Source organism: Chromobacterium sp. ATCC 53434, from assembly GCF_002848345.1.
In the GTDB taxonomy this organism is placed as follows: Bacteria; Pseudomonadota; Gammaproteobacteria; order Burkholderiales; family Chromobacteriaceae; genus Chromobacterium.
Genome location: NZ_CP025429.1, coordinates 4,842,861 through 4,867,699, shown reverse-complemented (window position 1 = coordinate 4,867,699; position 24,839 = coordinate 4,842,861). Strand labels below are relative to the sequence as shown.

Annotated in this window: 16 protein-coding genes, 2 tRNA genes, 3 rRNA genes and 1 pseudogene; 10 read left to right on the top strand and 12 right to left on the bottom strand. The window is 63.9% G+C overall.

Translation table 11 applies throughout. The annotated features are described in order from the left end of the window. Window positions 1–97 precede the first annotated feature (97 nt). The 5 genes from rrf to CXB49_RS21755 all read right to left on the bottom strand — a co-directional run bounded on the left by rrf (window position 98) and on the right by CXB49_RS21755 (window position 5,419). A 5S ribosomal RNA gene (rrf, locus tag CXB49_RS21775) occupies window positions 98–212 on the bottom strand. 154 nt (window positions 213–366) lie between these two features. Continuing rightward, window positions 367–3,258: ribosomal RNA gene (locus CXB49_RS21770) — 23S ribosomal RNA — on the bottom strand. A 256-nt stretch (window positions 3,259–3,514) separates the two neighbouring features. After that, a tRNA-Ala gene (locus CXB49_RS21765) sits at window positions 3,515–3,590 on the bottom strand. Window positions 3,591–3,712: 122 nt separating this feature from the next. Beyond that, a tRNA-Ile gene (locus tag CXB49_RS21760) sits at window positions 3,713–3,789 on the bottom strand. Window positions 3,790–3,883: 94 nt separating this feature from the next. Next, a 16S ribosomal RNA gene (locus CXB49_RS21755) occupies window positions 3,884–5,419 on the bottom strand. Together the 16S, 23S and 5S rRNA genes with 2 tRNA genes alongside form the textbook arrangement of a ribosomal RNA operon. A 509-nt stretch (window positions 5,420–5,928) precedes the next feature. Here CXB49_RS21755 and CXB49_RS21750 point away from each other — a divergent pair. After that, window positions 5,929–7,245: an MFS transporter gene (locus CXB49_RS21750; protein ID WP_101710308.1), complete on the top strand. Its 1,317-nt coding sequence runs from the start codon at window positions 5,929–5,931 to the stop codon at window positions 7,243–7,245. A gap of 64 nt (window positions 7,246–7,309) precedes the next feature. On the opposite strand, the gene hslU is transcribed toward CXB49_RS21750, so the two are convergent. Together hslU and hslV are read right to left on the bottom strand one after the other, a co-directional pair. After that, entirely contained in the window at window positions 7,310–8,653 is a 1,344-nt protein-coding gene (gene hslU / locus CXB49_RS21745) for an ATP-dependent protease ATPase subunit HslU (protein ID WP_101710307.1), read from the bottom strand. Window positions 8,654–8,697: 44 nt separating this feature from the next. After that, the gene (gene hslV / locus CXB49_RS21740) at window positions 8,698–9,249 is read right to left on the bottom strand and encodes an ATP-dependent protease subunit HslV (protein WP_101710306.1); all 552 of its coding nucleotides are present in this window, start codon (window positions 9,247–9,249) and stop codon (window positions 8,698–8,700) included. Window positions 9,250–9,386: 137 nt separating this feature from the next. Here hslV and CXB49_RS21735 point away from each other — a divergent pair, with 137 nt between their 5' ends. The 6 genes from CXB49_RS21735 (at window position 9,387) to CXB49_RS21710 (ending at window position 15,332) form a co-directional block, all read left to right on the top strand. Next, on the top strand, window positions 9,387–10,097 hold the full coding sequence (locus CXB49_RS21735) for an energy transducer TonB (RefSeq protein ID WP_101710305.1): 711 nt from the start codon (window positions 9,387–9,389) through the stop codon (window positions 10,095–10,097). Next, window positions 10,094–10,771, top strand: coding sequence for a MotA/TolQ/ExbB proton channel family protein (locus CXB49_RS21730; protein ID WP_101710304.1), 678 nt, complete (start codon window positions 10,094–10,096; stop codon window positions 10,769–10,771). The genes CXB49_RS21735 and CXB49_RS21730 overlap by 4 nt, the downstream gene beginning before the upstream one ends. Further along, window positions 10,758–11,168, top strand: a complete 411-nt coding sequence (locus CXB49_RS21725; RefSeq protein ID WP_101710303.1) for a biopolymer transporter ExbD — start codon at window positions 10,758–10,760, stop codon at window positions 11,166–11,168. Before CXB49_RS21730 ends, CXB49_RS21725 begins: the two co-directional genes overlap by 14 nt. 126 nt (window positions 11,169–11,294) lie before the next feature. Beyond that, window positions 11,295–13,148, top strand: coding sequence for a DUF3857 and transglutaminase domain-containing protein (locus tag CXB49_RS21720; RefSeq protein WP_158301001.1), 1,854 nt, complete (start codon window positions 11,295–11,297; stop codon window positions 13,146–13,148). Between the two features lie 208 nt (window positions 13,149–13,356). After that, a complete protein-coding gene (locus CXB49_RS21715; protein WP_101710301.1) occupies window positions 13,357–13,917 on the top strand; it encodes a PAS domain-containing protein in 561 nt (186 codons plus the stop codon). Continuing rightward, window positions 13,914–15,332, top strand: a complete 1,419-nt coding sequence (locus CXB49_RS21710; protein WP_101710300.1) for a methyl-accepting chemotaxis protein — start codon at window positions 13,914–13,916, stop codon at window positions 15,330–15,332. Before CXB49_RS21715 ends, CXB49_RS21710 begins: the two co-directional genes overlap by 4 nt. A gap of 88 nt (window positions 15,333–15,420) precedes the next feature. Here CXB49_RS21710 and CXB49_RS21705 read toward each other — a convergent pair whose 3' ends face one another. Then, window positions 15,421–16,080 (bottom strand): bifunctional 2-polyprenyl-6-hydroxyphenol methylase/3-demethylubiquinol 3-O-methyltransferase UbiG, encoded by a 660-nt coding sequence (locus CXB49_RS21705; protein WP_101710299.1) that lies wholly within the window; start codon window positions 16,078–16,080, stop codon window positions 15,421–15,423. A gap of 219 nt (window positions 16,081–16,299) precedes the next feature. Beyond that, window positions 16,300–17,805, bottom strand: a pseudogene (gene adh / locus CXB49_RS21700) (aldehyde dehydrogenase). Window positions 17,806–18,076: 271 nt separating this feature from the next. Between adh and CXB49_RS21695 the strand changes: the two are divergent. Continuing rightward, on the top strand, window positions 18,077–19,915 hold the full coding sequence (locus tag CXB49_RS21695; RefSeq protein WP_233492887.1) for a sigma-54-dependent Fis family transcriptional regulator: 1,839 nt from the start codon (window positions 18,077–18,079) through the stop codon (window positions 19,913–19,915). Window positions 19,916–19,951: 36 nt separating this feature from the next. On the opposite strand, the gene CXB49_RS21690 is transcribed toward CXB49_RS21695, so the two are convergent. Continuing rightward, window positions 19,952–20,857 (bottom strand): LysR family transcriptional regulator, encoded by a 906-nt coding sequence (locus CXB49_RS21690; RefSeq protein ID WP_101710298.1) that lies wholly within the window; start codon window positions 20,855–20,857, stop codon window positions 19,952–19,954. Window positions 20,858–20,951: 94 nt separating this feature from the next. On the opposite strand from CXB49_RS21690, the gene CXB49_RS21685 reads away from it, so the two are divergent. Beyond that, window positions 20,952–21,773 (top strand): NAD(P)H-dependent oxidoreductase, encoded by an 822-nt coding sequence (locus CXB49_RS21685; RefSeq protein WP_101710297.1) that lies wholly within the window; start codon window positions 20,952–20,954, stop codon window positions 21,771–21,773. A 53-nt stretch (window positions 21,774–21,826) separates the two neighbouring features. Here the strand turns inward: CXB49_RS21685 and CXB49_RS21680 are convergent, their stop codons facing one another. Beyond that, on the bottom strand, window positions 21,827–22,531 hold the full coding sequence (locus CXB49_RS21680) for a pseudouridine synthase (RefSeq protein WP_101710296.1): 705 nt from the start codon (window positions 22,529–22,531) through the stop codon (window positions 21,827–21,829). 90 nt (window positions 22,532–22,621) lie between these two features. On the opposite strand from CXB49_RS21680, the gene CXB49_RS21675 reads away from it, so the two are divergent. After that, window positions 22,622–23,581, top strand: coding sequence for an FUSC family protein (locus tag CXB49_RS21675; protein WP_101710295.1), 960 nt, complete (start codon window positions 22,622–22,624; stop codon window positions 23,579–23,581). Window positions 23,582–23,585: 4 nt separating this feature from the next. On the opposite strand, the gene CXB49_RS21670 is transcribed toward CXB49_RS21675, so the two are convergent. Next, the gene (locus CXB49_RS21670; RefSeq protein WP_158301000.1) at window positions 23,586–24,794 is read right to left on the bottom strand and encodes a sensor domain-containing diguanylate cyclase; all 1,209 of its coding nucleotides are present in this window, start codon (window positions 24,792–24,794) and stop codon (window positions 23,586–23,588) included. Between the last annotated feature and the right edge of the window lie 45 nt (window positions 24,795–24,839).

The following is a 24,839-nucleotide window of genomic DNA, read 5'->3' as shown; positions in this document are numbered from 1 at the left end:
CCGGATTGCTCCGGCGGGGCTGGTTTTCGGGGTCGTGCATGTCGCGCGCGCCATGCACAAAGCCCAGCTCGTTTGAGCTGGGCTTTGTTAATGGGGCGTCTGGCGGTGTCCTACTTTCACATGGCGAATGCCACACTATCATCGGCGCTAAGGCGTTTCACGATCCTGTTCGGGATGGGAAGGCGTGGGACCACCTCGCTATGGCCACCAGACATAAACTGGTACAAACTCAAGAAGCCCGGGCCGGTTTCAAACCAACCCTCGAATATTCGGTATTTAATTGTGTCGCACAACACTCCATCATCGTCACTTAGCTTATCGCTGAGCGAATCACAGATTCGCACGCAGTTAAGTCACTCAAATGATAGGATCAAGCCTCACGAGCAATTAGTATCGGTTAGCTTCACGCCTCACAGCGCTTCCACACCCGACCTATCAACGTCCTGGTCTCGAACGACTCTTCAGGGAGGTCAAGCCTCCAGGGAAGTCTCATCTTCAGGCAAGTTTCCCGCTTAGATGCTTTCAGCGGTTATCTCTTCCGAACTTAGCTACCCGGCGATGCCACTGGCGTGACAACCGGTACACCAGAGGTTCGTCCACTCCGGTCCTCTCGTACTAGGAGCAGCCCCCGTCAAACTTCCAACGCCCACTGCAGATAGGGACCAAACTGTCTCACGACGTTTTGAACCCAGCTCACGTACCACTTTAAATGGCGAACAGCCATACCCTTGGGACCGGCTACAGCCCCAGGATGTGATGAGCCGACATCGAGGTGCCAAACACCGCCGTCGATGTGAACTCTTGGGCGGTATCAGCCTGTTATCCCCGGAGTACCTTTTATCCGTTGAGCGATGGCCCTTCCATACAGAACCACCGGATCACTATGTCCTGCTTTCGCACCTGCTCGACTTGTCGGTCTCGCAGTTAAGCTACCTTTTGCCATTGCACTATCAGCACGATTTCCGACCGTACCTAGGTAACCTTCGAACTCCTCCGTTACACTTTGGGAGGAGACCGCCCCAGTCAAACTGCCTACCATGCACTGTCCCCAATCCGGATCACGGACCAAGGTTAGAACCTCAAACACACCAGGGTGGTATTTCAAGGTCGGCTCCACCAGAACTAGCGTCCTGGCTTCAAAGCCTCCCACCTATCCTACACAAGTCTGTTCAAAGTCCAATGCAAAGCTACAGTAAAGGTTCACGGGGTCTTTCCGTCTAGCAGCGGGGAGATTGCATCTTCACAAACACTTCAACTTCGCTGAGTCTCAGGAGGAGACAGTGTGGCCATCGTTACGCCATTCGTGCGGGTCGGAACTTACCCGACAAGGAATTTCGCTACCTTAGGACCGTTATAGTTACGGCCGCCGTTTACCGGGGCTTCGATCAAGAGCTTGCACCCCATCACTTAACCTTCCGGCACCGGGCAGGCGTCACACCGTATACGTCCACTTTCGTGTTGGCACAGTGCTGTGTTTTTGTTAAACAGTCGCAGCCACCGATTCTCTGCGACCTGTCAGAGCTTCGTGAGTAAATCACTACACCCCAACAGGCATACCTTCTCCCGAAGTTACGGTATCAATTTGCCGAGTTCCTTCTCCTGAGTTCTCTCAAGCGCCTTAGAATTCTCATCCTGCCCACCTGTGTCGGTTTGCGGTACGGTTCTTATGTAGCTGAAGCTTAGTGGCTTTTCCTGGAAGCGTGGTATCAGTCACTTCAGGTCCGTAGACCCTCGTTATCACGTCTCGGCCTTAAGGGGCGGCGGATTTGCCTACCACCCCAGCCTACCGGCTTGAACAGACTATTCCAACAGTCTGCTGACCTAACCTTCTCCGTCCCCACATCGCACTACATAAAAGTACGGGAATTTTAACCCGTTTCCCATCGACTACGCTTTTCAGCCTCGCCTTAGGGGCCGACTCACCCTACGCCGATGAACGTTGCGTAGGAAACCTTGGGCTTTCGGCGAGCGGGCTTTTCACCCGCTTTATCGCTACTCATGTCAGCATTCGCACTTCTGATATCTCCAGCATCCCTTACGAGACACCTTCACAGACCTACAGAACGCTCCCCTACCACGCACAGTAAACTGTGCATCCGCAGCTTCGGTTATCAGTTTGAGCCCCGTTACATCTTCCGCGCAGGACGACTCGACCAGTGAGCTATTACGCTTTCTTTAAATGATGGCTGCTTCTAAGCCAACATCCTGGCTGTCTGGGCCTTCCCACTTCGTTTACCACTTAACTGATCATTTGGGACCTTAGCTGGCGGTCTGGGTTGTTTCCCTCTTGACGATGGACGTTAGCACCCACCGTCTGTCTCCCATGATTGCACTTTCCGGTATTCAGAGTTTGCCATGGTTTGGTAAATCGCAATGACCCCCTAGCCATAACAGTGCTTTACCCCCGGAAGTGATACATGAGGCACTACCTAAATAGTTTTCGGGGAGAACCAGCTATCTCCGAGTTTGTTTAGCCTTTCACCCCTATCCACAGCTCATCCCCTAGTTTTGCAACACTAGTGGGTTCGGACCTCCAGTGCGTGTTACCGCACCTTCATCCTGGCCATGGATAGATCACTCGGTTTCGGGTCTACGCCCAGCAACTAAATCGCCCTATTCGGACTCGGTTTCCCTACGCCTCCCCTATTCGGTTAAGCTTGCTACTGAACGTAAGTCGCTGACCCATTATACAAAAGGTACGCAGTCACGGAACAAGTCCGCTCCCACTGTTTGTATGCATCCGGTTTCAGGTTCTATTTCACTCCCCTCCCGGGGTTCTTTTCGCCTTTCCCTCACGGTACTGGTTCACTATCGGTCGATCACGAGTATTTAGCCTTGGAGGATGGTCCCCCCATCTTCAGACAGGATTTCGCGTGTCCCGCCCTACTTCTCGTACGCCTAGTCCCTGGAATGTGTTTTCGTGTACGGGGCTATCACCCACTACGGCGGTCCTTTCCATGAACCTTCCACTAACACAATCCATAACACGTACAGGCTGTTCCGCGTTCGCTCGCCACTACTTACGGAATCTCGGTTGATTTCTATTCCTCGAGTTACTTAGATGTTTCAGTTCACTCGGTTCGCTTCCACTGACCTATGTATTCAGTCAGGGATACCGCCTAAGCGGTGGGTTTCCCCATTCGGATATCGCGGGATCAAAGCTCTATTGCCAGCTCCCCCGCGCTTTTCGCAGGCTTACACGTCCTTCATCGCCTGTGATCGCCAAGGCATCCACCAGATGCACTTAGTCGCTTGACCCTATCATTTCAGTAACCTAAATCACTAAAACAACAGAGAGTGTTTGTGCGACGACCGCACCGCCCCTTTTGATATGGCGACGCAGCCTTAGATACAATCAAATACCCAAGATGACGATTCATTCAACAGAAGAGTTAACTCCTATCGTTTGTTTCGCCGTCTTATATATTCGGCTTCTTCAGTTTGTTAAAGATCGGGCGTTTCTACAACGCAAACAGAATCAAACTTCTCAATTTGATTTTGTTTGCGGCGTAAGTGGTGGAGGATGACGGGATCGAACCGACGACCCCCTGCTTGCAAAGCAGGTGCTCTCCCAACTGAGCTAATCCCCCTCTTTTTGTCCCATGCCGCGTTGCTCAGTCGCTCATGTGCATTCGCACACTTCGCTTCTTCGCGCCTTGCCTGGAACAAAAATGGTTCTCCGTAGTGCTCATCAGAACACCCAGAGTGTAACTGGTGGGTCTGGTAGGACTCGAACCTACGACCCCTGCGTTATCAACACAGTGCTCTAACCAGCTGAGCTACAAACCCAGTTGACTTATGAGATCGTGGCATCCACAACCTCAATGCCCTTCAAATCAAATAACCGATAGGTTGTAAGTACTTGGCAATCGCCAGTCTCTAGAAAGGAGGTGATCCAGCCGCAGGTTCCCCTACGGCTACCTTGTTACGACTTCACCCCAGTCATGAATCCCACCGTGGTAAGCGGCCTCCTTACGGTTAGCCTACCCACTTCTGGTGAAACTCACTCCCATGGTGTGACGGGCGGTGTGTACAAGACCCGGGAACGTATTCACCGCAGCATGCTGATCTGCGATTACTAGCGATTCCGACTTCACGCACTCGAGTTGCAGAGTGCGATCCGGACTACGATCGGTTTTCTGAGATTAGCTCCACCTCGCGGCTTGGCAACCCTCTGTACCGACCATTGTATGACGTGTGAAGCCCTGCTCATAAGGGCCATGAGGACTTGACGTCATCCCCACCTTCCTCCGGTTTGTCACCGGCAGTCTCATTAGAGTGCCCAACTTAATGATGGCAACTAATGACAAGGGTTGCGCTCGTTGCGGGACTTAACCCAACATCTCACGACACGAGCTGACGACAGCCATGCAGCACCTGTGTTAACGCTCCCTTTCGGGCACCAAGATATCTCTACCAAGTTCGTTACATGTCAAGAGCAGGTAAGGTTTTTCGCGTTGCATCGAATTAATCCACATCATCCACCGCTTGTGCGGGTCCCCGTCAATTCCTTTGAGTTTTAACCTTGCGGCCGTACTCCCCAGGCGGTCAATTTCACGCGTTAGCTACGCTACCAAGGATTCAAACCCCCAACAGCTAATTGACATCGTTTAGGGCGTGGACTACCAGGGTATCTAATCCTGTTTGCTCCCCACGCTTTCGTGCATGAGCGTCAGTGTCATCCCAGGGGGCTGCCTTCGCCATCGGTATTCCTCCACATCTCTACGCATTTCACTGCTACACGTGGAATTCTACCCCCCTCTGACGCACTCTAGTCGTGCAGTCTCCAATGCCGTTCCCAGGTTGAGCCCGGGGCTTTCACATCAGACTTACACAACCGCCTGCGCACGCTTTACGCCCAGTAATTCCGATTAACGCTTGCACCCTACGTATTACCGCGGCTGCTGGCACGTAGTTAGCCGGTGCTTATTCTTCAGGTACTGTCATCCCCGCCAGGTATTAACCAGCGGGATTTCCTCCCTGACAAAAGTCCTTTACAACCCGAAGGCCTTCTTCAGACACGCGGCATGGCTGGATCAGGCTTGCGCCCATTGTCCAAAATTCCCCACTGCTGCCTCCCGTAGGAGTCTGGGCCGTGTCTCAGTCCCAGTGTGGCGGATCATCCTCTCAGACCCGCTACTGATCGTCGCCTTGGTGAGCTCTTACCTCCCCAACTAGCTAATCAGACATCGGCTGCTCGTATAACGTGAGGCCTTACGGTCCCCCACTTTCCCCCTCAGGGCGTATGCGGTATTAATCCGGCTTTCGCCGAGCTATCCCCCATTACACGGTACATTCCGATGCATTACTCACCCGTTCGCCACTCGTCAGCGGTGCAAGCACCCTGTTACCGTTCGACTTGCATGTGTAAAGCATGCCGCCAGCGTTCAATCTGAGCCAGGATCAAACTCTTCAGTTCAATCTCATAGCAATTTTCTGGCACGCAAGTTCAAAGAAATAAACAAGTATCTCTTGTCTCTTGCAGTGCAAGTGTCGGCTTTCGCCAAGCACTTACACCTATCGGTTATTCGTTCTGTTAAAGAGCAGTGCCAACCTCTGCGTCGTCTTCACCGGAACCGTTTCGTTTCCGCTGTTTCGTTCGCTGCGTCAGCTGAGGAGACGAACTATACCTACGCGCTCAGCCTCGGTCAACAGGTTTTTTGAGAAAAAACGATGATTCCTATCCACAATTACACAAATCAATGAAAACAAAGGAATTTTGATTTTAATAAATTACAGCTCCCTCTCCTGATTCCACATAAAAGCAGGCTTGAGCAGCGATTTCTATCGGAGATTTTTTTGAAAATCTCCAAAATATGCACTGTTTTCATGCAAATCTGCATTTTCCGCACTTTTTCAAAGATATCTTTTTGACAATGTCATTTACGGTTAGAATGAAATGCCCTCCTCCCCACGCCGGAGCACCTCATGAACACATCCCTTAAACAACGCATGCATGGCCTGCCCACCGGGTTCCGCCTGCTGATGCTGAGCGATGTGCTGAGCGGCCTGGCGATGGGCGCCGGTTATGTCAGCATCAGCTGGTGGGTGGTGACGATGGGCGGCGCAAGCGATATGGCCTGGTTCAGCACGCTGACCGCGCTGGTGATGCTGGTGGCGCTGCCGCTGACCGCCCCGCTGGGCGACCGCTTCCCGAAAAACCGGGTGATCGCCTGCGGCATTGTGCTGGCGATGCTGTCCGGTCTGGCGCTGGCGACGATGGCCTGGTTCGACTTCTATCAACTGGCCTGGGTCGTCGCCAGCGAATCGATGGCGATGCTCGCCTGGGCCATCGTGATTCCATCGATGCTGAGCATCGCGTCCGAGCTGGTGCCGGCCAACCGGCTGTCCGACGCGCTGTCGCTGCAGAAAAGCTCGCAATCGGTGGGCAACCTGATCGGCCCGGTCATCGGCGGCAGCCTGATGGCCTTCATGCCGGCCTGGCTGGCGCTGGGCAGCTATGCCGTGCTGTTGGCCATCGCCTCGGTCGGCGCCTCCCGCATCCGCATTCCATCGCGCAGCCGCGAGCATATCCAGGCGGAAAGCTTCATCGATCAGATCCGCGTCGGCCTGCGCATCCGCTGGCGCATTCCGCTGGAGCGCAGCTGGGCATTCTGGGGGCTGATCACGATGACCGCCTACATGCCCATGGTGGTGACGCTGCTGCCGATCAAGCTGCATCAGCTCGGCCTGCCCGCTTTCTGGCTCGGCGCCTGCGAAGCCGCCGCCAGCGGCGGCCTGCTGATCGGCTCGCTGTGGCTGACCCACAGGCTGCTGCAACACTGTAGCCGGCCGCGCGCCCGCGCTCTGGCGCTATTCGCCCTGGCGGCGGTATTCCTGGTGGTGGCGCTGACGGATCACCCTTATCTGTTGCTGGCGATGTTCGCCATCGAAGGCGTGCTGCTGTCCATCACCATGCTGATCGGCCAGACCCACCGCACGCTGGCGGTGCCGGAGGCCTACCGCGCCCGGGTATCGGCGATCAATGTGCTGGTGGCCAAACTCGGCGGCATGCTGGGGCCGGCGCTGGCTGGCGTGCTGCTGCACAACTGGTCGCTGGACACGGCCTATTTGTTCTTCGCCGTGTTTCACCTGCTGACGGTGGTGCCGATGCTGCTGCTGCCGGGCGTCAACCACTTCCTCCACCTGAGCCACGACGAGGTGAAAGACTGGTATCTGCACCGCTACCCGGAAGCGTTCGAACCAATCTCGCCGACCGGCGGCAAGCTCGGACAGTCGACATGAAACGGAACGGCGGCCCCGATGGCCGCCGTTCTTATACCTTATATATATGTAAGCGCCAGGATCGTTAAAGCACGTAACGCGCCAGGTCCTCGCGTGCGGCCACTTCGCCCAGCTTGTTGTCGACATAGCCGCCGTCGATCTCGCAGCGGCCGGACTTGGCGTCGAACGCCACCTCCTCCAGCAGCTTCTCCATCACCGTGTACAGACGGCGCGCGCCGATGTTCTCGGTTTTCTCGTTGACCTGCCAGGCGATCTCGGCCATTCGCTGAATGCCGGACTCGGTAAAATCCAGCTCCACGCTCTCGGTGGCCAGCAGCGCCTGGTACTGCCGGGTCAGGCAGGCATTGGTGCTGGTCAGGATGGCCTTGAAGTCGTTGACCGACAGCGGCGACAGCTCGACGCGGATAGGCAGCCGGCCCTGCAGCTCCGGGATCAGATCCGACGGTTTCGACAGCTGGAAGGCGCCGGAGGCGATGAACAGGATGTGGTCGGTCTTCACCATGCCGTACTTGGTGGACACGGTGGTGCCCTCCACCAGCGGCAGCAGGTCGCGCTGCACGCCGGCGCGCGACACATCGGCGCCGCTCTGGCCTTCGCCGCGGCTGGTGACCTTGTCGATCTCATCGATGAAGACGATGCCGTTCTGCTCGACATTCCTCAGCGCCTCGGCCTTCAGCTCTTCGTCGTTGACCAGCTTGGCGGCCTCCTCGTCGATCAGCTGCTTGAAGGCGTCGGCCACCTTCAGCTTGGCGGTCTGTTTCTTGCCGCTGCCCAGGCCCTGGAACATGCCCTGCAGCTGGCTGGCGAAGTCCTCCATGCCCGGCGGCGCCATCACGTTCATCTGGGCGGCCGGCGCCGCAATTTCCAGTTCGATCTCCTTGTCGTCGAACTTGCCCTCGCGCAGCATCTTGCGGAATTTCTGCCGGGTGGCGCCGTCTTCCGGCTTTTCCTCGCCCCCCGGCTCGTCGCTGAAGAAACCGGACGACTTGCGCGGCTGCGGCAACAGCACGTCGAGGATGCGCTGCTCGGCGGCGTCCTCGGCCCGCGCCCGATTGCGCTTGATCGCCGCCTCGCGGCTGTCCTTGATCGCCACGTCCACCAGGTCGCGGATGATGGTGTCGACATCGCGGCCGACATAGCCGACCTCGGTGAACTTGGTGGCTTCCACCTTGACGAACGGCGCGCCGGACAGCTTGGCCAGGCGACGGGCGATCTCGGTCTTGCCGACGCCGGTGGGGCCTATCATCAGAATGTTCTTCGGCGTGATCTCGCTGCGCAGCGGCTCGGCCACCTGCTGGCGACGCCAACGGTTGCGCAGCGCGATGGCGACGGCGCGCTTGGCCTGATGCTGGCCGATGATGTGCTGGTCCAGCTCGTGGACGATTTCCTGCGGGGTCATTTGCGTCATGACATTCTCCGCCCGGCCGCGGCGGCCGGGCATTGCATTCGGGGTCAGGCCTCGTCGTCCGGGCCCAGGGTTTCGATCAGATGGTTGTGGTTGGTGTAGATACAGATGTCGCCGGCGATCTCCAGCGATTTCTTCACCATCGCTTCGGGCGCGAGGTCGGTGTTCTCGAGCAGCGCGCGCGCCGCCGCCTGGGCGAAGGCGCCGCCGGAGCCGATGGCGGCGATGCCCTGCTCCGGTTCCAGCACATCGCCGTTGCCGGTGATGATCAGCGTGTGGTCCTTGTCGGCGACGATCAGCATCGCCTCCAGCCGGCGCAGCATGCGATCGGTGCGCCAGTCCTTGGCCAGCTCCACCGCCGACACCAGCAGATTGCCCTGGTGCTTCTGCAGCTTGGCCTCGAAGCGCTCGATCAGCGTGAAGGCGTCGGCGGTGCCGCCGGCGAAGCCTGCCAGCACCTTGCCGCCGTGCAGCTTGCGTATCTTGCGCGCGGTGGCCTTGATCACGATATTGCCCAGCGTCACTTGCCCGTCGCCGCCCAGCGCCACGCGCTCGCCGCGTCGGACGGACACGATGGTGGTTCCGTCGAACTGCTGCATATTGGTGTTCCAATCAATGGCGGCCGGCGGTGTGCCGGCCCTGGCGACAATATGCAGGCGATCACGGCGATTGCAAGCCGGGCTCATGGATGAGGCTCGATTGGAAAATGAGAATTGTTTGTATTATCATTTGCACAATGAAACCGGCTCCCATCCTGCAATATTCCGCCATAGGCGGCGTGCTGGCCGCTCATGCGCTGGCACTGGCGCTGTTGAACGGCATGTCCGCGCACGAGCAGACCATCATCCCGCCGCAAAAATTGCGGATGGAGATGATTTCGCTGGCGCCGGCCGACAAGCCCGCCGTCGCGCCCAAGGCCGCGCCCGCGCCCGAGCCGGTCAAGCCGCAGCCGCAGGTCAAACCCCAGGTAAAGCCTGCGCCAAGCAAGCCGGTGGTCCAGCCCAAACCGGCCCTGCAGCCGGTGAAGGCCCCGTCCGACGCGCCGGCCCCGGCCAAGGCGATCAGCGTGGCGGCGGCTCCGGCCGCGCCGGCGCCCGCCGCCGAAGCGCCCAAAACCGCCGGCGGCGGCAAGCCCGACAGCCGCGAGCAACCGTTCACCGAGCCCCAGGTCAACGGCGGCTACCTGAACAATCCGAAGCCAAGCTACCCGACGGTGTCGCGCGAGGGCGGCGAGGAAGGCACCGTGCGCCTGCGGGTTCTCGTCAGCGCCCAGGGCGCGCCGCAGGAGGTGTCGGTGCAAGACAGCAGCGGCTTCCCGCGACTGGACCGCGCGGCGCTGGCCGCCGTCAAACGCTGGCGCTTCATTCCGGCCAAGCGCGGCGGCGAAGCGATAGCCTACCCCTTCATCGTGCCCATAGAATTCTCACTCAAGTCTGCCAATACATGAACGTACTGACCGTATTTCAACAAGGGGACGCCGTGCTGATCACGGTGTTCGTGATCCTGATCCTGATGTCGGTGCTGACCTGGTATCTGATCATCGTCCGCGGCGCGCAGACGCTGCTGCTGCGCCGCGCCAACCGCGAGGCGGAAACCACGCTGTGGGCCGCCGCCGACTGGAGCCAGGCCGAGACCAGCCTGCAGCGCAGCCAGGGCCAGGTCGCCAATCTGGCTCGCGCCGGCCTCGCCGCGCTGAAGCAGTACCAGAGTCAGGCCGGCCACGCGCTGGGCCAGGCCTGCGGCATCGACGAGTTCCTGACTCGAGCCATCCGCAAGGTGTTGGCGCAGGAGAACGCGCGCCAGGAGGCTGGCCTGACCGTGCTGGCCTCGATAGGCTCCACCGCGCCCTTCGTCGGCCTGTTCGGCACCGTATGGGGCATCTATCACGCGCTGGTCAATATCGGCCAGGCCGGCCAGATGAGCATAGGCGCGGTCGCCGGCCCGATAGGCGAGGCCCTGGTGGCCACCGCCGCCGGCCTCGCCGCCGCGATTCCGGCGGTGCTGGCCTACAACGCCCTGACCCGCGCGCAGCGCGTAATGTCCCAGGAGCTGGATTACTTCGCCCACGACCTGCACGCCCAGTTGCTGACCCAGTCCGGAGACGGCCATGGCCTTCGGTAGTTTCAATCAGGGGCCCGCGGCGCCGATGGCCGAGCCCAACACCACGCCGCTGGTCGACGTGATGCTGGTGCTGCTGGTGGTCTTCATCATCACCACCCCGCTGCTGACCAATGCGGTCCAGGTCGATCTGCCGCGCGCCCAGGCGGCGGCGAACCAGGCCAAGCCCGAGCAGATCCGCTTGTCGGTGGACGCCGCCGGCAAGCTGTTCTGGAACGACCAGCCGGTGGCCGAGGCCGATCTGCCGGCACGCTTCGCCGCCGCCGCCGCCGCCAACCCGGACGTCGAGCTGCATCTGTCGGCCGACAAGGCGGTACGCTACGAAACGGTGGCCAAGACGCTGGCGGCCGCCCAACAAAACGGCGTAGGCAAGATAGGCTTCGTCACCGCCGCGCCCTGATCCCTCCCGGGACCGCCGCCGCTTGGCTCCCGGCCCCGCGCCATGGCAATATCGATGCCATTCGCCGCCGATCAACCCGGCGGCCCGCCTCCCCTGGCGCGGCCGCCGCACCAGGGTCTCCACACAATGCGTCCCACCGTTTCCCGATTGGCGCTGGCCGCCGCGCTCGCCTGCGCCGGCCAGGCCGCCTCCGCCTCCCGACAACCGCTTGCCGAAGCGCCGCTGGCGCTGCAATCCAGCATCCGTTGCCAGCACAACGCCGACAACAGCCTGGATTGCACCACGCGCAACCAGTTCACCATTCTGAAGCCGGCCGGCAAGGACTATCTGTCGCGGATAGACTTCACCTATCCGGACACCGACACCCTGGAAGTGCTGGACGGCGAGGTGCGCCAGCAGGATGGCCGCGTGATCCGGCTGGACAAGTCGCAGGTGGAAACCCGCGCCGCGCCCAATCCCTACGCCGGCGTCAGCCGCGACAAGCAGACCTGGCTCGCCTTTCCCGAACTGGCGGTCGGCAGCGTGGTCCGCTACGAGGTCCGCCACCACATCGCCGCGCCGCCGCTGAGCCGCGAATTGCTGTACCGGCTGGATTTCGATCCGGAACCGGTGCGCTACGACAGCTACCGTTTCGAACTGAGCTCGCCGCGGCCGCTGCTCTGGCGCAGCGAGGCGATGGAGGGCTTCCGGGTCCATGCCGCCGCCGACGGCAAAGCCATAACGGTGGAACAGCAGGGCACGCGCTACCTGAACTTCACCAATGAGTGGAACAACGCCGCGATCCGGCGCTGGCCGCGGCTGAGCATCGCCACCAGCGATTCGCCGCAACAGCATTTCGGCGTCTACGCCGAACGCTACAACCAGATTCTGGCGGCGCCGCTGCCGCCGGCCGCCGCCGCGGAAGTCGCGCGCCAGCAGGGCAAGCCGGCCGCCGAGCAGGTGGCGGCCTTCATGCAGCACATCAACAGCCGCTACCGCTATCTGAACGACCAGCGGCTGGCCGAACGCGGCCTGGTGCCGTTCACGCTGGCCGAGATCGAGCAACACGGCTACGGCGACTGCAAGGATCTGGCCACCTTGCTGACCGCGATGCTGCGCCGCGCCGGCATCGTCGCCGAGCCGGTGCTGGTATTCCGCGGCAACTTCGCGCCGGCGCCGTTGCTGCCCGGCCTCGGCACCGTCAACCACATGATCGTGCGCGCCGCGGTGGACGGCAAAACCGAGTGGCTGGACCCGACCAACCCCTTCTTCGCCGCCGACCGCATCATGCCCGACCTGCAGGAGCGCATCGCCTACCGCATCGGCGCCGACGGCCAAGTCCGCGCCGACAACATCCCGTTGCAGGCGCCGACGGTCAGCAGCCGCGTCCGCCGGATGGAGACGCTGCGCCGCGACGGCAGCGCCGACATCGTCAGCGACAGCGAGCTGTCCGGCTGGCCATTGATCGAACTGACCATGCAGGACCGCTACCAGGGCAGCAGCAGCTCCGACCAGAGCATCTGCCGCGGCGTCGGCAGCCAGCCGCTGAACTGCAAGGTGGAACGCGCCGCCACCGGCTTCCTGCAACCCGAGCGCTATCCGGTGCGCATCGCCAGCCAGGACGCGCGCGCGGTGGAGAAAATCTCCGGCCTCTACCTGTACGATCCGCAGTTGGAAAGCCGCTGGAACGACTTCGACAGCTACCGCGGCAACGACAACCAGGCCGACGTCTACCTCGGCGACCCGGAAATCCAGGAGCGCACGGTCACGCTGAAAGGCGCCAAGGCCATCCAGCCGCCGCTGAGCTGCCACGCGCGCTCGCGCTGGTTCGACCTGGATCTCAGCCAGCGCGCCGACGCCGGCGGCATCCGCTACCAGTACCGGCTGAGCCGCAAGGTGCGCTGGCTGAGCCACGACGACATCGTCAGCCAGGAATTCGCCGAGCTCAGCCGCCAGGCGCGCGGCTGCGCCACCCAGGTGCGGCAGATTCTCAAGCTGTAAGAACCCGCGCAAAGAATCTGTTTTCGTCCAAGCACAGGGATGGTTCCGCCATCCCTGTTTTTGCATTCGGCATCAATTAGACCATTTAAATAAAACCAGAACTATTTTAAGCAAAACAAAATAAATCCTTGCCCTGTCATGCCAGGAACATGACAATGCCGATTTGCGAGCAATACTGTTAGAAGCAGGGTCAATAGAGACGCCAACCATGGAACAGACCGCAACGGGACGGGGCCCGGGCCGCGAAGTGCAGCTGGCCCCCCACGAGCTGATCGTGACCAAGACCGATCCGACCGGCCACATCACCTACGCCAACCGCGTGTTCATGCGCATCGCCGGCTACGCCGAGCAGCAGCTGCTGGGCAAACCGCACAATCTGATCCGCCACCCCGACATGCCTCGCGGCGCCTATCGGCTGATGTGGCAGACGCTGCAGGCCGGCCAGGAGTTTTTCGCGCTGGTGAAGAACGCCACCGCCGACGGCAACTACTACTGGGTGCTGGCCAATGTGACGCCGGACTACGATCTGAGGGGCAAGCTGCAGGGCTATTACTCGGTGCGCCGACCGCCCAGCCGCGCCGCCATCGCCGCCATCGAGCCGATCTACGCCGAAATGCGCAAGATCGAGGCGGCCCAGGGCAAGGCCGCCGCGCCGGACGCCTCGCGCGACTGGCTGCTGGCGCTGCTGGCGGAAAAAGGCTGCGCTTACCAGGATTTCATCCTGGACCTGAACCGCGACGTACTCAGAGCCAAAGGAGTCTCCGGATGACCTCTCCGCGCAAACCCACCCCCTTCCTGCGCTCTCACCTCGTCTGGGTGCTGGCCAGCTTCAACCTGCTGGTGCTGCTGTCCATCGTCGACGACTACCTGATGCCGCCGGCGGCGCAAATCGCCGTCAGCGTCTTGCTGCTGCTGGGCAGCGTGGGCCTGACCGGCTGGCTGTGGCGCAAGAGCAGCCGCATGTTCCTGCTGCTGAACACGCTGACCGAGCAGATGGCGCTGGCCTGCAGCGGCGAATTGCACCATCGCAGCACCAATACCCGCGAAATGGGCGAAGTCGGCCAGGTGGCCTGGCAGCTGAACGACTTCCTCGATCTGGTGGAAACCTATTTCAAGGAAATCAACACCTGCTTCCAGGAGATCAGCCGCGACAACTTCAATCGCCGCCCGATGAGCCAGGGCCTGCCCGGCATCCTGTCCAGCTCGCTGGGCAGCGTCGACACCGCCATCCAGGTCATGGCCGACAACGACGGCTTCGTGCGGCGCAACCGGCTGTCGTCGCAACTGGCGGCGCTGAACAACCCGCATCTGCGCCAGGATCTGGCCGGCAGCCAGCGCGACCTGTCCGCCATCAGCCAGGCGATGGACGCCGTCGCGCACATCACCCGCGACAACGCCGCCGGCGCGCGCGACAGCCTGAACAGCGCCAACGAGCTGTCCGGCCACCTGGACACCATCGCCGGCAGCGTGACCAGCATGGACACCGCCAGCCAGATGCTGGCCCAGGAATGGCAAGGCATAGAAGGCTCTCTGGCCGACATCTCCGCCATCGCCGACCAGACCAATCTACTGGCCCTGAACGCCGCGATCGAGGCGGCGCGCGCCGGCGAGACCGGCCGCGGCTTCGCCGTGGTCGCCGACGAGGTCAGGAAGCTGGCCGAACGCAGCAAGAGCACCGCCAATCAGGTACAGGGCGTGCTGGAGTCGCTGTCCGCCCGCATCGGCGACATGCAGACCCAGGCCAGCGCCGCCGGCAGCGTGGCCGGCGACGTGCAGGCCTCGGTGGATTCGTTCCGCCAGCGCTTCTCCAGCCTGGCCGAGCAGTCGGACCACGTATTGCAGCAGGTCAGCGACGTGCAGCAGAAATCCCAGACCTCGCTGCAGAAGGTCGGGCACATGATCTACAAGCAAAGCGCCTACCACGCGATCGAGGAGGCTCAGGCCCAAGCGCCGGCGCAGGCGCTGGCGGACTGGATGGACGGCGACGGCGCCAAGCTGTTCGGCAGCGGCCTGGACTCGCTGCGCACGCCGCTGGACCTGTTGCAGCGACAGGTGGACGAGGCGGTTCACGCCGCCGGCCGCAGCGGCCAGCTGGACGAGGCCGGCATCGTCGCCGCGATGCAGGCGGCGGAGCAGGCCAGCCAGCGGCTGCAACAGGGCTTGGACCGACTGGTCGAAACCTGAGACGCGCCGCGCGCTTCACTCCGCCGTCAAGGCCGGGCCCTCGCCCGGCCTTTTTTGCGCCCGCCGCCGGAAAACGACCGCGACCGCGCTAATGCCAGTCCGGCAAGCGGTATTCCAGCAACCAGAAATGCTCGCGCCGCAGGAAGGCCATCTCGCCGACGCCATGCCTGCCCAGCAACAGCCGCAGCTCGGTCTCGTTCGGGAAGTTCTTCAGCACCCGGCGCTGGCCGCCGTCGCCCGTCGGCCGCTGCTGATAGCCGTTGCCCGCATCGTCGTACGCCACCAGCGGATATTCGCGGCACTGCAATTCGCTGTTGTCGATGAAGATCACCCGCGCGCCGCCGGACAGGCCGCCATGCAGCCGGGCCAGCAGCTCGTCGCGATGCTGCTTGGGAACGTGCGAGAAGTAGAGGCCGGCGAATACCGCGTCGAAGCGTTCGTCCGCCGGGAGCGCCTCGGCGCCGCCGGCCCGGAACGCCACCCGCTCGACGCCGGGCCGCAATTTCGCCCGCTCGAGCGCGGTGGGCGACGGGTCCAGCGCCAGATAGCGCGAGGCCAGCGGCGCCAGATACTGCGTCCAGTAGCCGCTGCCGCAACCAAGCTCCAGCGCCCGGCATCCGGCGTACTGCAACGGCAGGTAGCGGCGCAGCCAAGCCAGGTCCAGCGCCCTCTCCGGCAGTTCGTAGACCGCGTCGCGATAATCGCCGTGCTCGGCGCCCTGCCCCTGGATGTCCTGGTCTGAATGCATGCTCCCTCCGCCGGATCCGGCCTATAACTCAAACAGCATACCACCGCCGTCCATCTGTCGCAGAGGGTTAAATTTACGTAAATAAATAACGTATTTCATTATAAAAATAATAATTTTGCCAACACCCCAGACCGGATCAATAAATCACCGTCAAAACCCCGATAGTCAAATACGGTTGACCATTTGCCCCCAGGGCGCTCTTCACAGCCGGGCCGCCGATCAGAAGAATCCCAGCTTGTCTTCAGCGTAGCTGACCAACAGGTTCTTGGTTTGCTGGTAATGCTCCAACATCATCTTGTGCGTCTCCCGACCGATGCCGGACTGCTTGTAGCCGCCGAAGGCCGCATGCGCCGGGTAGGCGTGGTAGCAGTTGGTCCACACCCGGCCGGCTTCGATATGGCGGCCCATGAAGAAGGCGGTGTTCATGTCGCGCGTCCACACGCCGGCGCCCAGGCCCTACAAGGTGTCGTTGGCGATAGCCAGCGCCTCGTCGCGGTCCTTGAACGTGGTCACCGACACCACCGGCCCGAAGATTTCCTCCTGGAAGATGCGCATCTTGTTATGGCCGTGGAACACGGTGGGCTGGATGTAGAAACCGCCTGCCAGATCGCCGTCCAGGTGCGCGCGCGCGCCGCCGGCCAGCACCTTGGCACCTTCGTCGCGGCCTATCGCCAGATAGCTCTGGATCTTGTCCATCTGCTCCTGCGACGCCTGCGCGCCTATCATCGTCGCCGGGTCCAGCGGATTGCCCTGCTTGATGCAGGCGACGCGGGCCAGCGCCTTTTCCATGAAGCGCTCGTAGATGGATTCGTGGATCAGCGCGCGGCTGGGGCAGGTGCACACCTCGCCCTGGTTCAGCGCGAACATGACGAAACCCTCGATCGCCTTGTCGAGGAAGGCGTCGTCCTTCGCGGCGACGTCGCCGAAGAAGATGTTCGGCGACTTGCCGCCCAGCTCCAGCGTCACCGGGATCAGGTTCTGGCTGGCGTACTGCATGATCAGCCGGCCGGTGCCGGTCTCGCCGGTGAAGGCGATCTTGGCGATGCGCTTGGAGCTGGCCAGCGGCTTGCCGGCCTCGACGCCGAAGCCGTTGACCACATTGAGCACGCCCGGCGGCAGTAGATCGCCGATCAGCTCCATCAACACCAGGATGGACAGCGGCGTCTGCTCGGCCGGCTTCAACACCACGCAGTTGCCGGCGGCCAGCGCCGGCGCCAGCTTCCACGCCGCCATCAGGATGGGGAAGTTCCACGGGATGATCTGGCCGACCACGCCCAGCGGCTCGTGGAAATGGTAGGAAATGGTGTTGGCGTCGATCTCGCCAAGGCTGCCTTCCTGCGCGCGCACGCAGGAGGCGAAGTAGCGGAAGTGATCGATCGCCAGCGGGATGTCGGCGGCGCGGGTTTCCCGGATGGGCTTGCCGTTGTCCCAGGTCTCCACCTCGGCCAGCAGGGCCAGATTGGCCTCCATCCGCTCGGCGATCTTGTTCAGGACGATGGCGCGCTCGGTCACCGGCGTGTGGCCCCAGGCGTAACGGGCCGCGTGGGCGGCGTCCAGCGCCAGCTCCACGTCCTGCTCGTCCGAACGCGGAATCTCGCACAGCGGCTTGCCGGTGATCGGCGTGACGTTTTCGAAATAGCGGCCGTTGACCGGCGGCACCCAGCGGCCGCCTATGTAGTTGGCGTAGCGGCTCTTCAGTTCAAATCCGGGCTTCAAGCTTGACATCGCGTTCTCCTCTGATTGGCGGGGCTTGCCCCCTGTCCTATGTCTTACCGCAAGCGCCATGCCAGAATTATTCATATTGCATAGCAACATCGCGTCACGCCTGACGCGCCGGGGAAAGGACGCCGCCTCTTGCGCGGCGCAACAAAGTTCGAATGGGATCAATCACTTGTCAGTCGGGAAAAAGCGGAGATAATCGCCGCATGACTTCCCGAAACCGTTTCAGGCTGGCACAACTGTCGCGCGACGGCGGCACAGCCTGCTGGAGAGGCGCATGAGTCCCACCATCAGCCTGCCGCTGAACGAACTGCGGCGCCGCTTCTTCGCCGGCCAGCCGCTGCCCGGCCAGGCTTTGCCGCCGTCCATCCTGCATTCCTGGCAACGCTGTCGCAGCCTGGGCCTGCCCGTCGGCGGGCATGGCGGCGAAAGGCTGACCGACGGTGAGTTGCGGGAGAGGCGCGAGGCCAACGCCGACTGGCTGGGCGCGGCGCGGCCGGCGCTGGCCGGCCTGTTCGAGCACGTGTCGGCCAGCGGACTGGTGCTGATCGTGGCCGACCGGCGCGGATGGATTCTGGACGAGAGCGGCGACATTCCCTTCCTGGACAAGGCCGAGCGGCTGGCGCTGGCGCCGGGCATGGACTGGAGCGAGACCGCGCGCGGCACCAATGCGATAGGCACCGCGCTGGCGGCCGCAGACTGCGCGCGGGTGCGCGGCGCCGAACACTACCTGGAACGCAACCGCGCGCTGTCCTGCGCCGCCAGCCCGCTGCTCGGCCCCCAGGGCCAACTGCTGGGCGCGCTGGACATCAGCGGCCCCGGCCGCAAGCTGGGCGACGCGCAGTGGCTAGCGCTGCTGGCCGCCCGCGGCCAGATCGAGGCGCAGCTGCTGGAAGCGGCCGCCCATCGCGGCTGGCGCTTCGATCTGCACGACGATCCGCGGCTGCTGGACAGTCCCGCCGCCTGCCGGCTGGCCTTCGACGACGACGGCCGGCTGCTGGCCGCCAACCGCGCCGGCCTCGCGCTGTGCGGACTGGAACCGGATGGCTGGCAAGCGCGTCAGTTCGCCGCGCTGTTCGGCCAGAGCCTGGAACACTGGCTGCGCCGCCACGGCCAGGCCGTCGGCCTGCTGGAAATCGGCGCGCGGCGGCTGTCGGCCCGGCTGCGGCCGCCGCCACGGCGCCCAGCCGCGGTCGCGCAGGCCGGCAGGTCGGTGCCGGACGCTACGCCGCCGATGCCGGACGGCCTGCCGGAAACGCTGTTCCCCACCGCCGTCAAACTGCTGGAAGCCGACATCCCGGTACTGCTGCTGGGCGAGACCGGCACCGGCAAAGACAGGCTGGCGCGCGCCTTGCACGCCGCCAGCAGCCGGCGCGCCGCCCCCTTCGTCGCGGTCAACTGCGCCGCCATTCCGGAAGGACTGATCGAGGCCGAGCTGTTCGGCTACCAGCCCGGCGCCTACACCGGCGCCAGCCGCCACGGCAGCAAGGGCAGGCTGCGCGAGGCCGACGGCGGCGTGCTGTTCCTGGACGAGATCGGCGACATGCCGCTCGGCCTGCAGGCCCGGCTGCTCAGGGTCATGCAGGAGAGGGAGGTGACGCCGCTGGGCGGCGGGGCGGCCAAGCGGCTGGACATCCGGCTGGTCTGCGCCACCCACCGCGAGCTGCGCGGCCTCGTCGCCGACGGAAGCTTCCGCGCCGATCTCTACTACCGGTTATGCCACTATCCGTTGACACTGCCGCCGCTGCGCGAGCGCGGCGACGTGGCGGCGATCGCCCAGACGATGCTGGACGGCATGGGCGCCGCCCAACGCGGCATCGCGCTGTCGCCGGAACTGGCGCTGGCCTTCCGCGGCTATCGCTGGCCCGGCAATCTGCGCGAACTGTCCAATCTGCTGTCCACCTTGCTGGCGCTGTCCGACGACGGCGCCGCGCTCGGCCTCGAGCATCTGCCCGCCTCGCTGCGCGAGGACATGGCGGCGCAGGGGCACATGGTGGAGGATCAGGCCGTCGCCGAGCTGCTGCGCCGTTGCGGCGGCAACGCCAGCGCCGCGGCGCGGGCGCTGGGCATCAGCCGCTCCACCTTGTACCGGCGGCTGGGCAAGACGGCGAAATGACGGCGGCGGGAGCGGCAAGCGATCATCAACCGGCGTTCAAGCCGTTCCCGCCATCAAGTCGGCCAGCAGCCGGCGTATCCAGCGCTGTCCGGGATGGCCATGGTTGCGCGGGTGCCACGTCATCCCCACGCCGAAGCCGCTCACCGGAAACGGGCATGGCCGCACGTCCAGCTCGACGCGCCGCGACGACACCAGCCGCTGCGGCATCAACGCGATGAAATCGGTCTGTGAGACGATCTCCGGCACCAGCAAGAAGGACGACACCGACAACGCCACCCGCCGCGCCGCCCCCTGCTCGGCCAGCGCCACGTCCACCGCCGTGCTGAAATCGCCGCTGCCCAGCGACACCACCACATGCTCCTGCTCCAGATAAGACGCCAGCGTGACGCCTTGCCGCCAGGCCGGATGATCCGGGCGGCTGATCAGCACATAGCGGTCTTCGAACAGCGGGCGGGCATGCAGGCCGGACGGCGCGCAATCGGGACTGACCAGGGCCAGATCCACCTCGCCGCTCTCCATCTGGCGCTGCAGGCGGGCGGCCTCCAGATTGCGCACCGCCACCCGGATGCCCGGCGCCGCCTCGCGCAGACGCTTGATCAGCGGAATCGCCGCCACCGCCTGGGTGTAGTCGGTGCACGCCAGTTGCAAGGTCATCGCGGCTTGCGCCGGGTCGAAGTCCTGATGCGTCAACAGCGTTTCGCGCACCTGCCGCAACGAGGCCTGCAACGGCGCCAGCAGCTGTTCCGCCTTGGCGGTCGGCCGCATGCCGCGCTGCGCCGGCAACAGCAACGGATCGCCGAACAGATCGCGCAGCCTCGCCAGCTGGGCGCTGACGGCTGGCTGGCTCAGGTGCAGCCGCGCCGCGGCTCGAGTGACGTTGCGTTCCTCCAGCAGCGCTTCCAGCGTTTGCAGCAGGTTCAGATCGAGGCGTCTGGTATCCATGTGATGAATAATTGGTGAGAAATCTATCGATTTCACTTATTTATCATACCAATCCACACTGACGCCACCCCAATCCGTCCCTTCCGGAGCCGCCATGAGCCGTACCGTCCTGCTGGTCTACGCCCAGCCCGAACCCACCTCGCTGACCCGCGGCCTGGTCGATGCCGCCATCGACGCGCTGACGCTCCAAGGACACGCCGTGCTGCAGTCCGACCTGTACGGCATGCGCTGGAAGGCGGTGCTGGACGCCGACGACTTCCCGGACCGCGCCGATGCGAAGCGGCTGTCCTTCATCGCCGAATCCGGCCACGCCTACGCCAACGGCAGCCAGCCGCCCGACGTGGCGGAGGAGCAGCGCAAACTCTTGGCCGCCGACGCGGTGATCTTCCTGTTTCCGCTGTGGTGGTACGGCATGCCGGCCATCCTGAAAGGCTGGTTCGAGCGGGTGTTCGCCTACGGCTTCGGCTACGGCTACCGCGGCGAAGGCAACCGCTTGCGCTACGGCGACGGCCTGCTGAAGGGCAAGCGCGCCTTGCTGGCGACGACGACCGGCGGCGGAGAGCTCGACTTCGGCCCTCGCGGCATCAACGGCCCGCTGAAGGAGCTGCTGTTCCCGGTCACCCATGGCTGCCTGTTCTATCCCGGCATGGATGTGCTGCCCACTCACGCGATATACGGCGTCAACCGTCTCGGCGGCGAAGAAATAGAACGGCAGCTGGACATCTGGCGGCAGCGGCTGGCCGGGCTGTTCGACGAGGCGCCGATTCCGTTCCGCCGCCAGAACGGCGGCGACTATCCGGACGGCCACCAGCTGGCGGAGCATGTCGCGCCGGACGCCGAAGGCATATCGGCGCACGTGGCGCCGCCGCTGGGTTACGCGCCGCGGCCGCTGGCCGAGGAAACCGCCGAACAATGAAAAACGGCGGGGATCATCGATCCCCGCCGCTTCCGTGTGCTTGCCCGCCCGGATCAGAAGCCGAAGGCGGCCTTCTCCTCGGCGCTCAGGTGCCGCCACTCGCCGACCGGCAGCTCGCCAAGCGCGATCGCGCCCAGGCTTGCGCGGTGCAGCGCCTCGACCCGGTTGCTGGCCGCCGCCACCATGCGCTTCACCTGATGGTACTTGCCCTCGGTGATGGTCAGCACGATGGTGTGGGCGTCGATCTGCTCCACACTGTCGGCGGCGAACTCGCGCGCCTCGTCGTTCAGATAGACGCCGCTCTGCAGCTTGGCGATCAATTCCGGCGTCGCCTCGTGCTTCAGCGTGACGCGGTAGACCTTGGGCACCAGCTTCTTCGGCGAACTGAGCGCGTGAATGAACTGGCCGTCGTTGGACAGCAGGATCAGCCCGGTGGTGTCCACATCCAGCCGTCCCACCGCGCTGACGTCCAGATTGGCGAACTGGTCCGGCAGTAGCCGGTAGATGCTGGGATGGCACTGCGGCTTGTGCGAGGTCTCGTAATTGGCCGGCTTGTGCAGCAAGAGGTAGAGCGGGCCGATCACCAGCGGCCACGGCTCGCCGTCCACCGTCAGGCTGGAGATGCCGGCCAGCTCGAACTGGGCCCGGTAATCGTCCACCACCTCGCCGTCCACTTCCACCAGCCCGTATTCGATCAGCTGGCGGCACTCCTTGCGGCCGCCGAAGCCTTGTTGTTGCAACAGTCGATAGAGTTCCATGGCCGGATGGTAGCACGCGCGCCGACGGCTTGCCTGCGACGGCGGGCGACGCCATAGTCAGCAGGACGACCGATCGACGAAGGGGACGGCATGCCGTACCAGAAATACGCGCTGCACAGCCTGGGCTGGGTGCGCTACCAGCGGCGGCGCATCCTGCGCGCGGCGCTGTTCAGCGCGCTGCTGTTCGCGCCGGCGGCGGCGCTGACGCTGGCCGGGCACGGCGCCGGCGTCTTCCTGTTCGCGCTGGCGGCCAACTACAGCGCGCTGTGCCTGGTGCTGGCGCGCCGGCTGCAGCCGTTGTCGCTGCTGGCCATCCCCGGACTCTATCTGGCCGGCCGGCTGTGCGTCGGCCACCCGGCTCTCATGCTGGCGCTGCTGGCGGCCGCTCTGGCGCTGCAGGCGCTGAGCGCGCGCCGCGGCCTGCACAAGGGCGTGCAATTCTGGTTGTTCGCGCTGCTGCTGGGAAACATGACGCCGGCGGCGGCGATTCCGCCATGGCAGGAGGCGGCCTGGATGCTGCTGGGCGCCGGCTACGGCGGCGCGCTGGCCAGACTGGGGCTGAAGGACTGGTTCCGCGTGCTGCCGGCGGCCTGTGCCGCCGACGCGCGCCGCTACGCCTGGCACCTGCTGCCGTGGGGCGTGCTGGCCTGGCTGGCCAGCGGCTGGATGCGCGGCGCGCACGCATGGTGGCTGCCGATCGCCGCCGTCGCCATCCCCGACCCGTCGCCGGAACAAATGCTGCTGCTGGCCCGCGAACGGACGATAGGCACGCTGGCCGGCGCGCTGCTGGGCGGCGCGCTGTACTGGTCGCAGCGCGCGCTGGACGCGTCGCCGCTGGTCCATGTGCTGGTGCTGGCGCTGCTGCAGACGGCGGTGCTGATCGCGATGCGGCACAGCTTCCGCGTCTTCGTCGCCTTGCTCACCGCGCTGGTGCTGTCGCTGCTGCCGCCGGATCAGCTGGCGCGCGGCGCGCTGGAACGGGTGGAGGACACGCTGATCGCCGCCCTGCTGTTCGCGGCGCTAGCCTGGTTCCTGCGGCAGCGCGCATAGGCGCTCAGGACTGCAGCGGCTGAAACTGATCGGCGACGCAGACCCGGTCCCGCCCCTGCCGCTTGGCGCGGTACAAGGCCTCGTCGGCGGCGCGCACCACGGTTTCGGCGTCTTCGCCGTGCAGCGGGCTCAGCGCCAGCCCTATCGACAGCGTCAGCGACAAGGAGTGGCCCAGCGCGTCGATAGGCATCGTCCGCACCGCCCGGCACAGCCCCTCCGCCTTGGCGTGCGCCGCCTCCAGCGACGCGCCAGGCAGCAAGACGAAAAACTCCTCGCCGCCATAACGGCAGACGATGTCGCCGCTGCGGAAGTGGTCGCTCAGATAGGCGCCCAGCGCCGTCAGCACGGCATCGCCGCAACGGTGGCCATAGCTGTCGTTGATGCGCTTGAAATGGTCGGCGTCCACCATCAGCACCGCCACGCCGCGATGCAGCGCCAGCATGTGCGCCAATACCCGCGGCAGGATCTCGTCCAGGTGGCGGCGATTGAACAGGCCGGTCAGCGGATCGCGCAGCGCCTGTTCGCGCAGGCCCTGCTGCAGCAGCTCGATCTCGTCGACATGGCGGCGCAGCGAGGCGTTGGCGTCGTGCAGCCGCTGCTCCAGCCGCTTGCGCTCGCTGATGTCGTTGATGCCGTTGATCACGTACCACACCTGCTCGTTCTTCACCACCGAGCAGGAGATCAGCGCCCAGAACTCGCGCCCCTGCGCGCTTTTCAGCTTGACCTCCCTGTCCTGCACCGGCTTGCCGGCGCGCAGCGACTGCGACACCGCCTCGCGCTCGGCGGGATCGACATAGAAGTCCTGCACCCGCAGCGCGCGCTCCGGCTGCAGCCGGGTGGCGAACAGCTGCTCGGCGCGGGCATTGGCATAGATCAGCTCGCCGCCGGCCAAACGGTTCATCGCCAGCGGAAACGGCGCGGCATCGGCCAGCAGCCTCAGCCTGGCCTCGCTCTCGGCCAACTGGCCGCTGTGTTCGTCCATCCGCGCCGCCAGTTCCCGGTTGGCGCGCCGCAGGCGGGCCTCCTCGCGGCGACGGCCGCCCAGCCAGGCCCCGCCGGCCAGCAAGGCCGCCGCCTGCCCGAGCAGAGGCAGGCCCGGCCGCAGCCAGTCGGGCGGCAAAGCCGCCACGCAGCCGGCGCAGACCAGCGCCGCGCCGGCCTGCAGACCGATGAATCCTCCGATGCTGCTCCACGCAGCGGTGCTAGACGGCATCTCTCGCCCCATTCCAAAGACCGGCAAGCGCGGCCGGCGATTCGT

Excerpts from the sequence above, each read along its gene's own strand:
- CXB49_RS21750 (WP_101710308.1), top strand. The coding sequence starts at position 5,929 with ATGAACACATCCCTTAAACAACGCATGCATGGCCTGCCCACCGGGTTC.
- hslU (WP_101710307.1), bottom strand. The coding sequence starts at position 8,653 with ATGACGCAAATGACCCCGCAGGAAATCGTCCACGAGCTGGACCAGCAC.
- hslV (WP_101710306.1), bottom strand. The coding sequence starts at position 9,249 with ATGCAGCAGTTCGACGGAACCACCATCGTGTCCGTCCGACGCGGCGAG.
- CXB49_RS21735 (WP_101710305.1), top strand. The coding sequence starts at position 9,387 with ATGAAACCGGCTCCCATCCTGCAATATTCCGCCATAGGCGGCGTGCTG.
- CXB49_RS21730 (WP_101710304.1), top strand. The coding sequence starts at position 10,094 with ATGAACGTACTGACCGTATTTCAACAAGGGGACGCCGTGCTGATCACG.
- CXB49_RS21725 (WP_101710303.1), top strand. The coding sequence starts at position 10,758 with ATGGCCTTCGGTAGTTTCAATCAGGGGCCCGCGGCGCCGATGGCCGAG.
- CXB49_RS21720 (WP_158301001.1), top strand. The coding sequence starts at position 11,295 with ATGCGTCCCACCGTTTCCCGATTGGCGCTGGCCGCCGCGCTCGCCTGC.
- CXB49_RS21715 (WP_101710301.1), top strand. The coding sequence starts at position 13,357 with ATGGAACAGACCGCAACGGGACGGGGCCCGGGCCGCGAAGTGCAGCTG.
- CXB49_RS21710 (WP_101710300.1), top strand. The coding sequence starts at position 13,914 with ATGACCTCTCCGCGCAAACCCACCCCCTTCCTGCGCTCTCACCTCGTC.
- CXB49_RS21705 (WP_101710299.1), bottom strand. The coding sequence starts at position 16,080 with ATGCATTCAGACCAGGACATCCAGGGGCAGGGCGCCGAGCACGGCGAT.
- CXB49_RS21695 (WP_233492887.1), top strand. The coding sequence starts at position 18,077 with ATGAGTCCCACCATCAGCCTGCCGCTGAACGAACTGCGGCGCCGCTTC.
- CXB49_RS21690 (WP_101710298.1), bottom strand. The coding sequence starts at position 20,857 with ATGGATACCAGACGCCTCGATCTGAACCTGCTGCAAACGCTGGAAGCG.
- CXB49_RS21685 (WP_101710297.1), top strand. The coding sequence starts at position 20,952 with ATGAGCCGTACCGTCCTGCTGGTCTACGCCCAGCCCGAACCCACCTCG.
- CXB49_RS21680 (WP_101710296.1), bottom strand. The coding sequence starts at position 22,531 with ATGGAACTCTATCGACTGTTGCAACAACAAGGCTTCGGCGGCCGCAAG.
- CXB49_RS21675 (WP_101710295.1), top strand. The coding sequence starts at position 22,622 with ATGCCGTACCAGAAATACGCGCTGCACAGCCTGGGCTGGGTGCGCTAC.
- CXB49_RS21670 (WP_158301000.1), bottom strand. The coding sequence starts at position 24,794 with ATGCCGTCTAGCACCGCTGCGTGGAGCAGCATCGGAGGATTCATCGGT.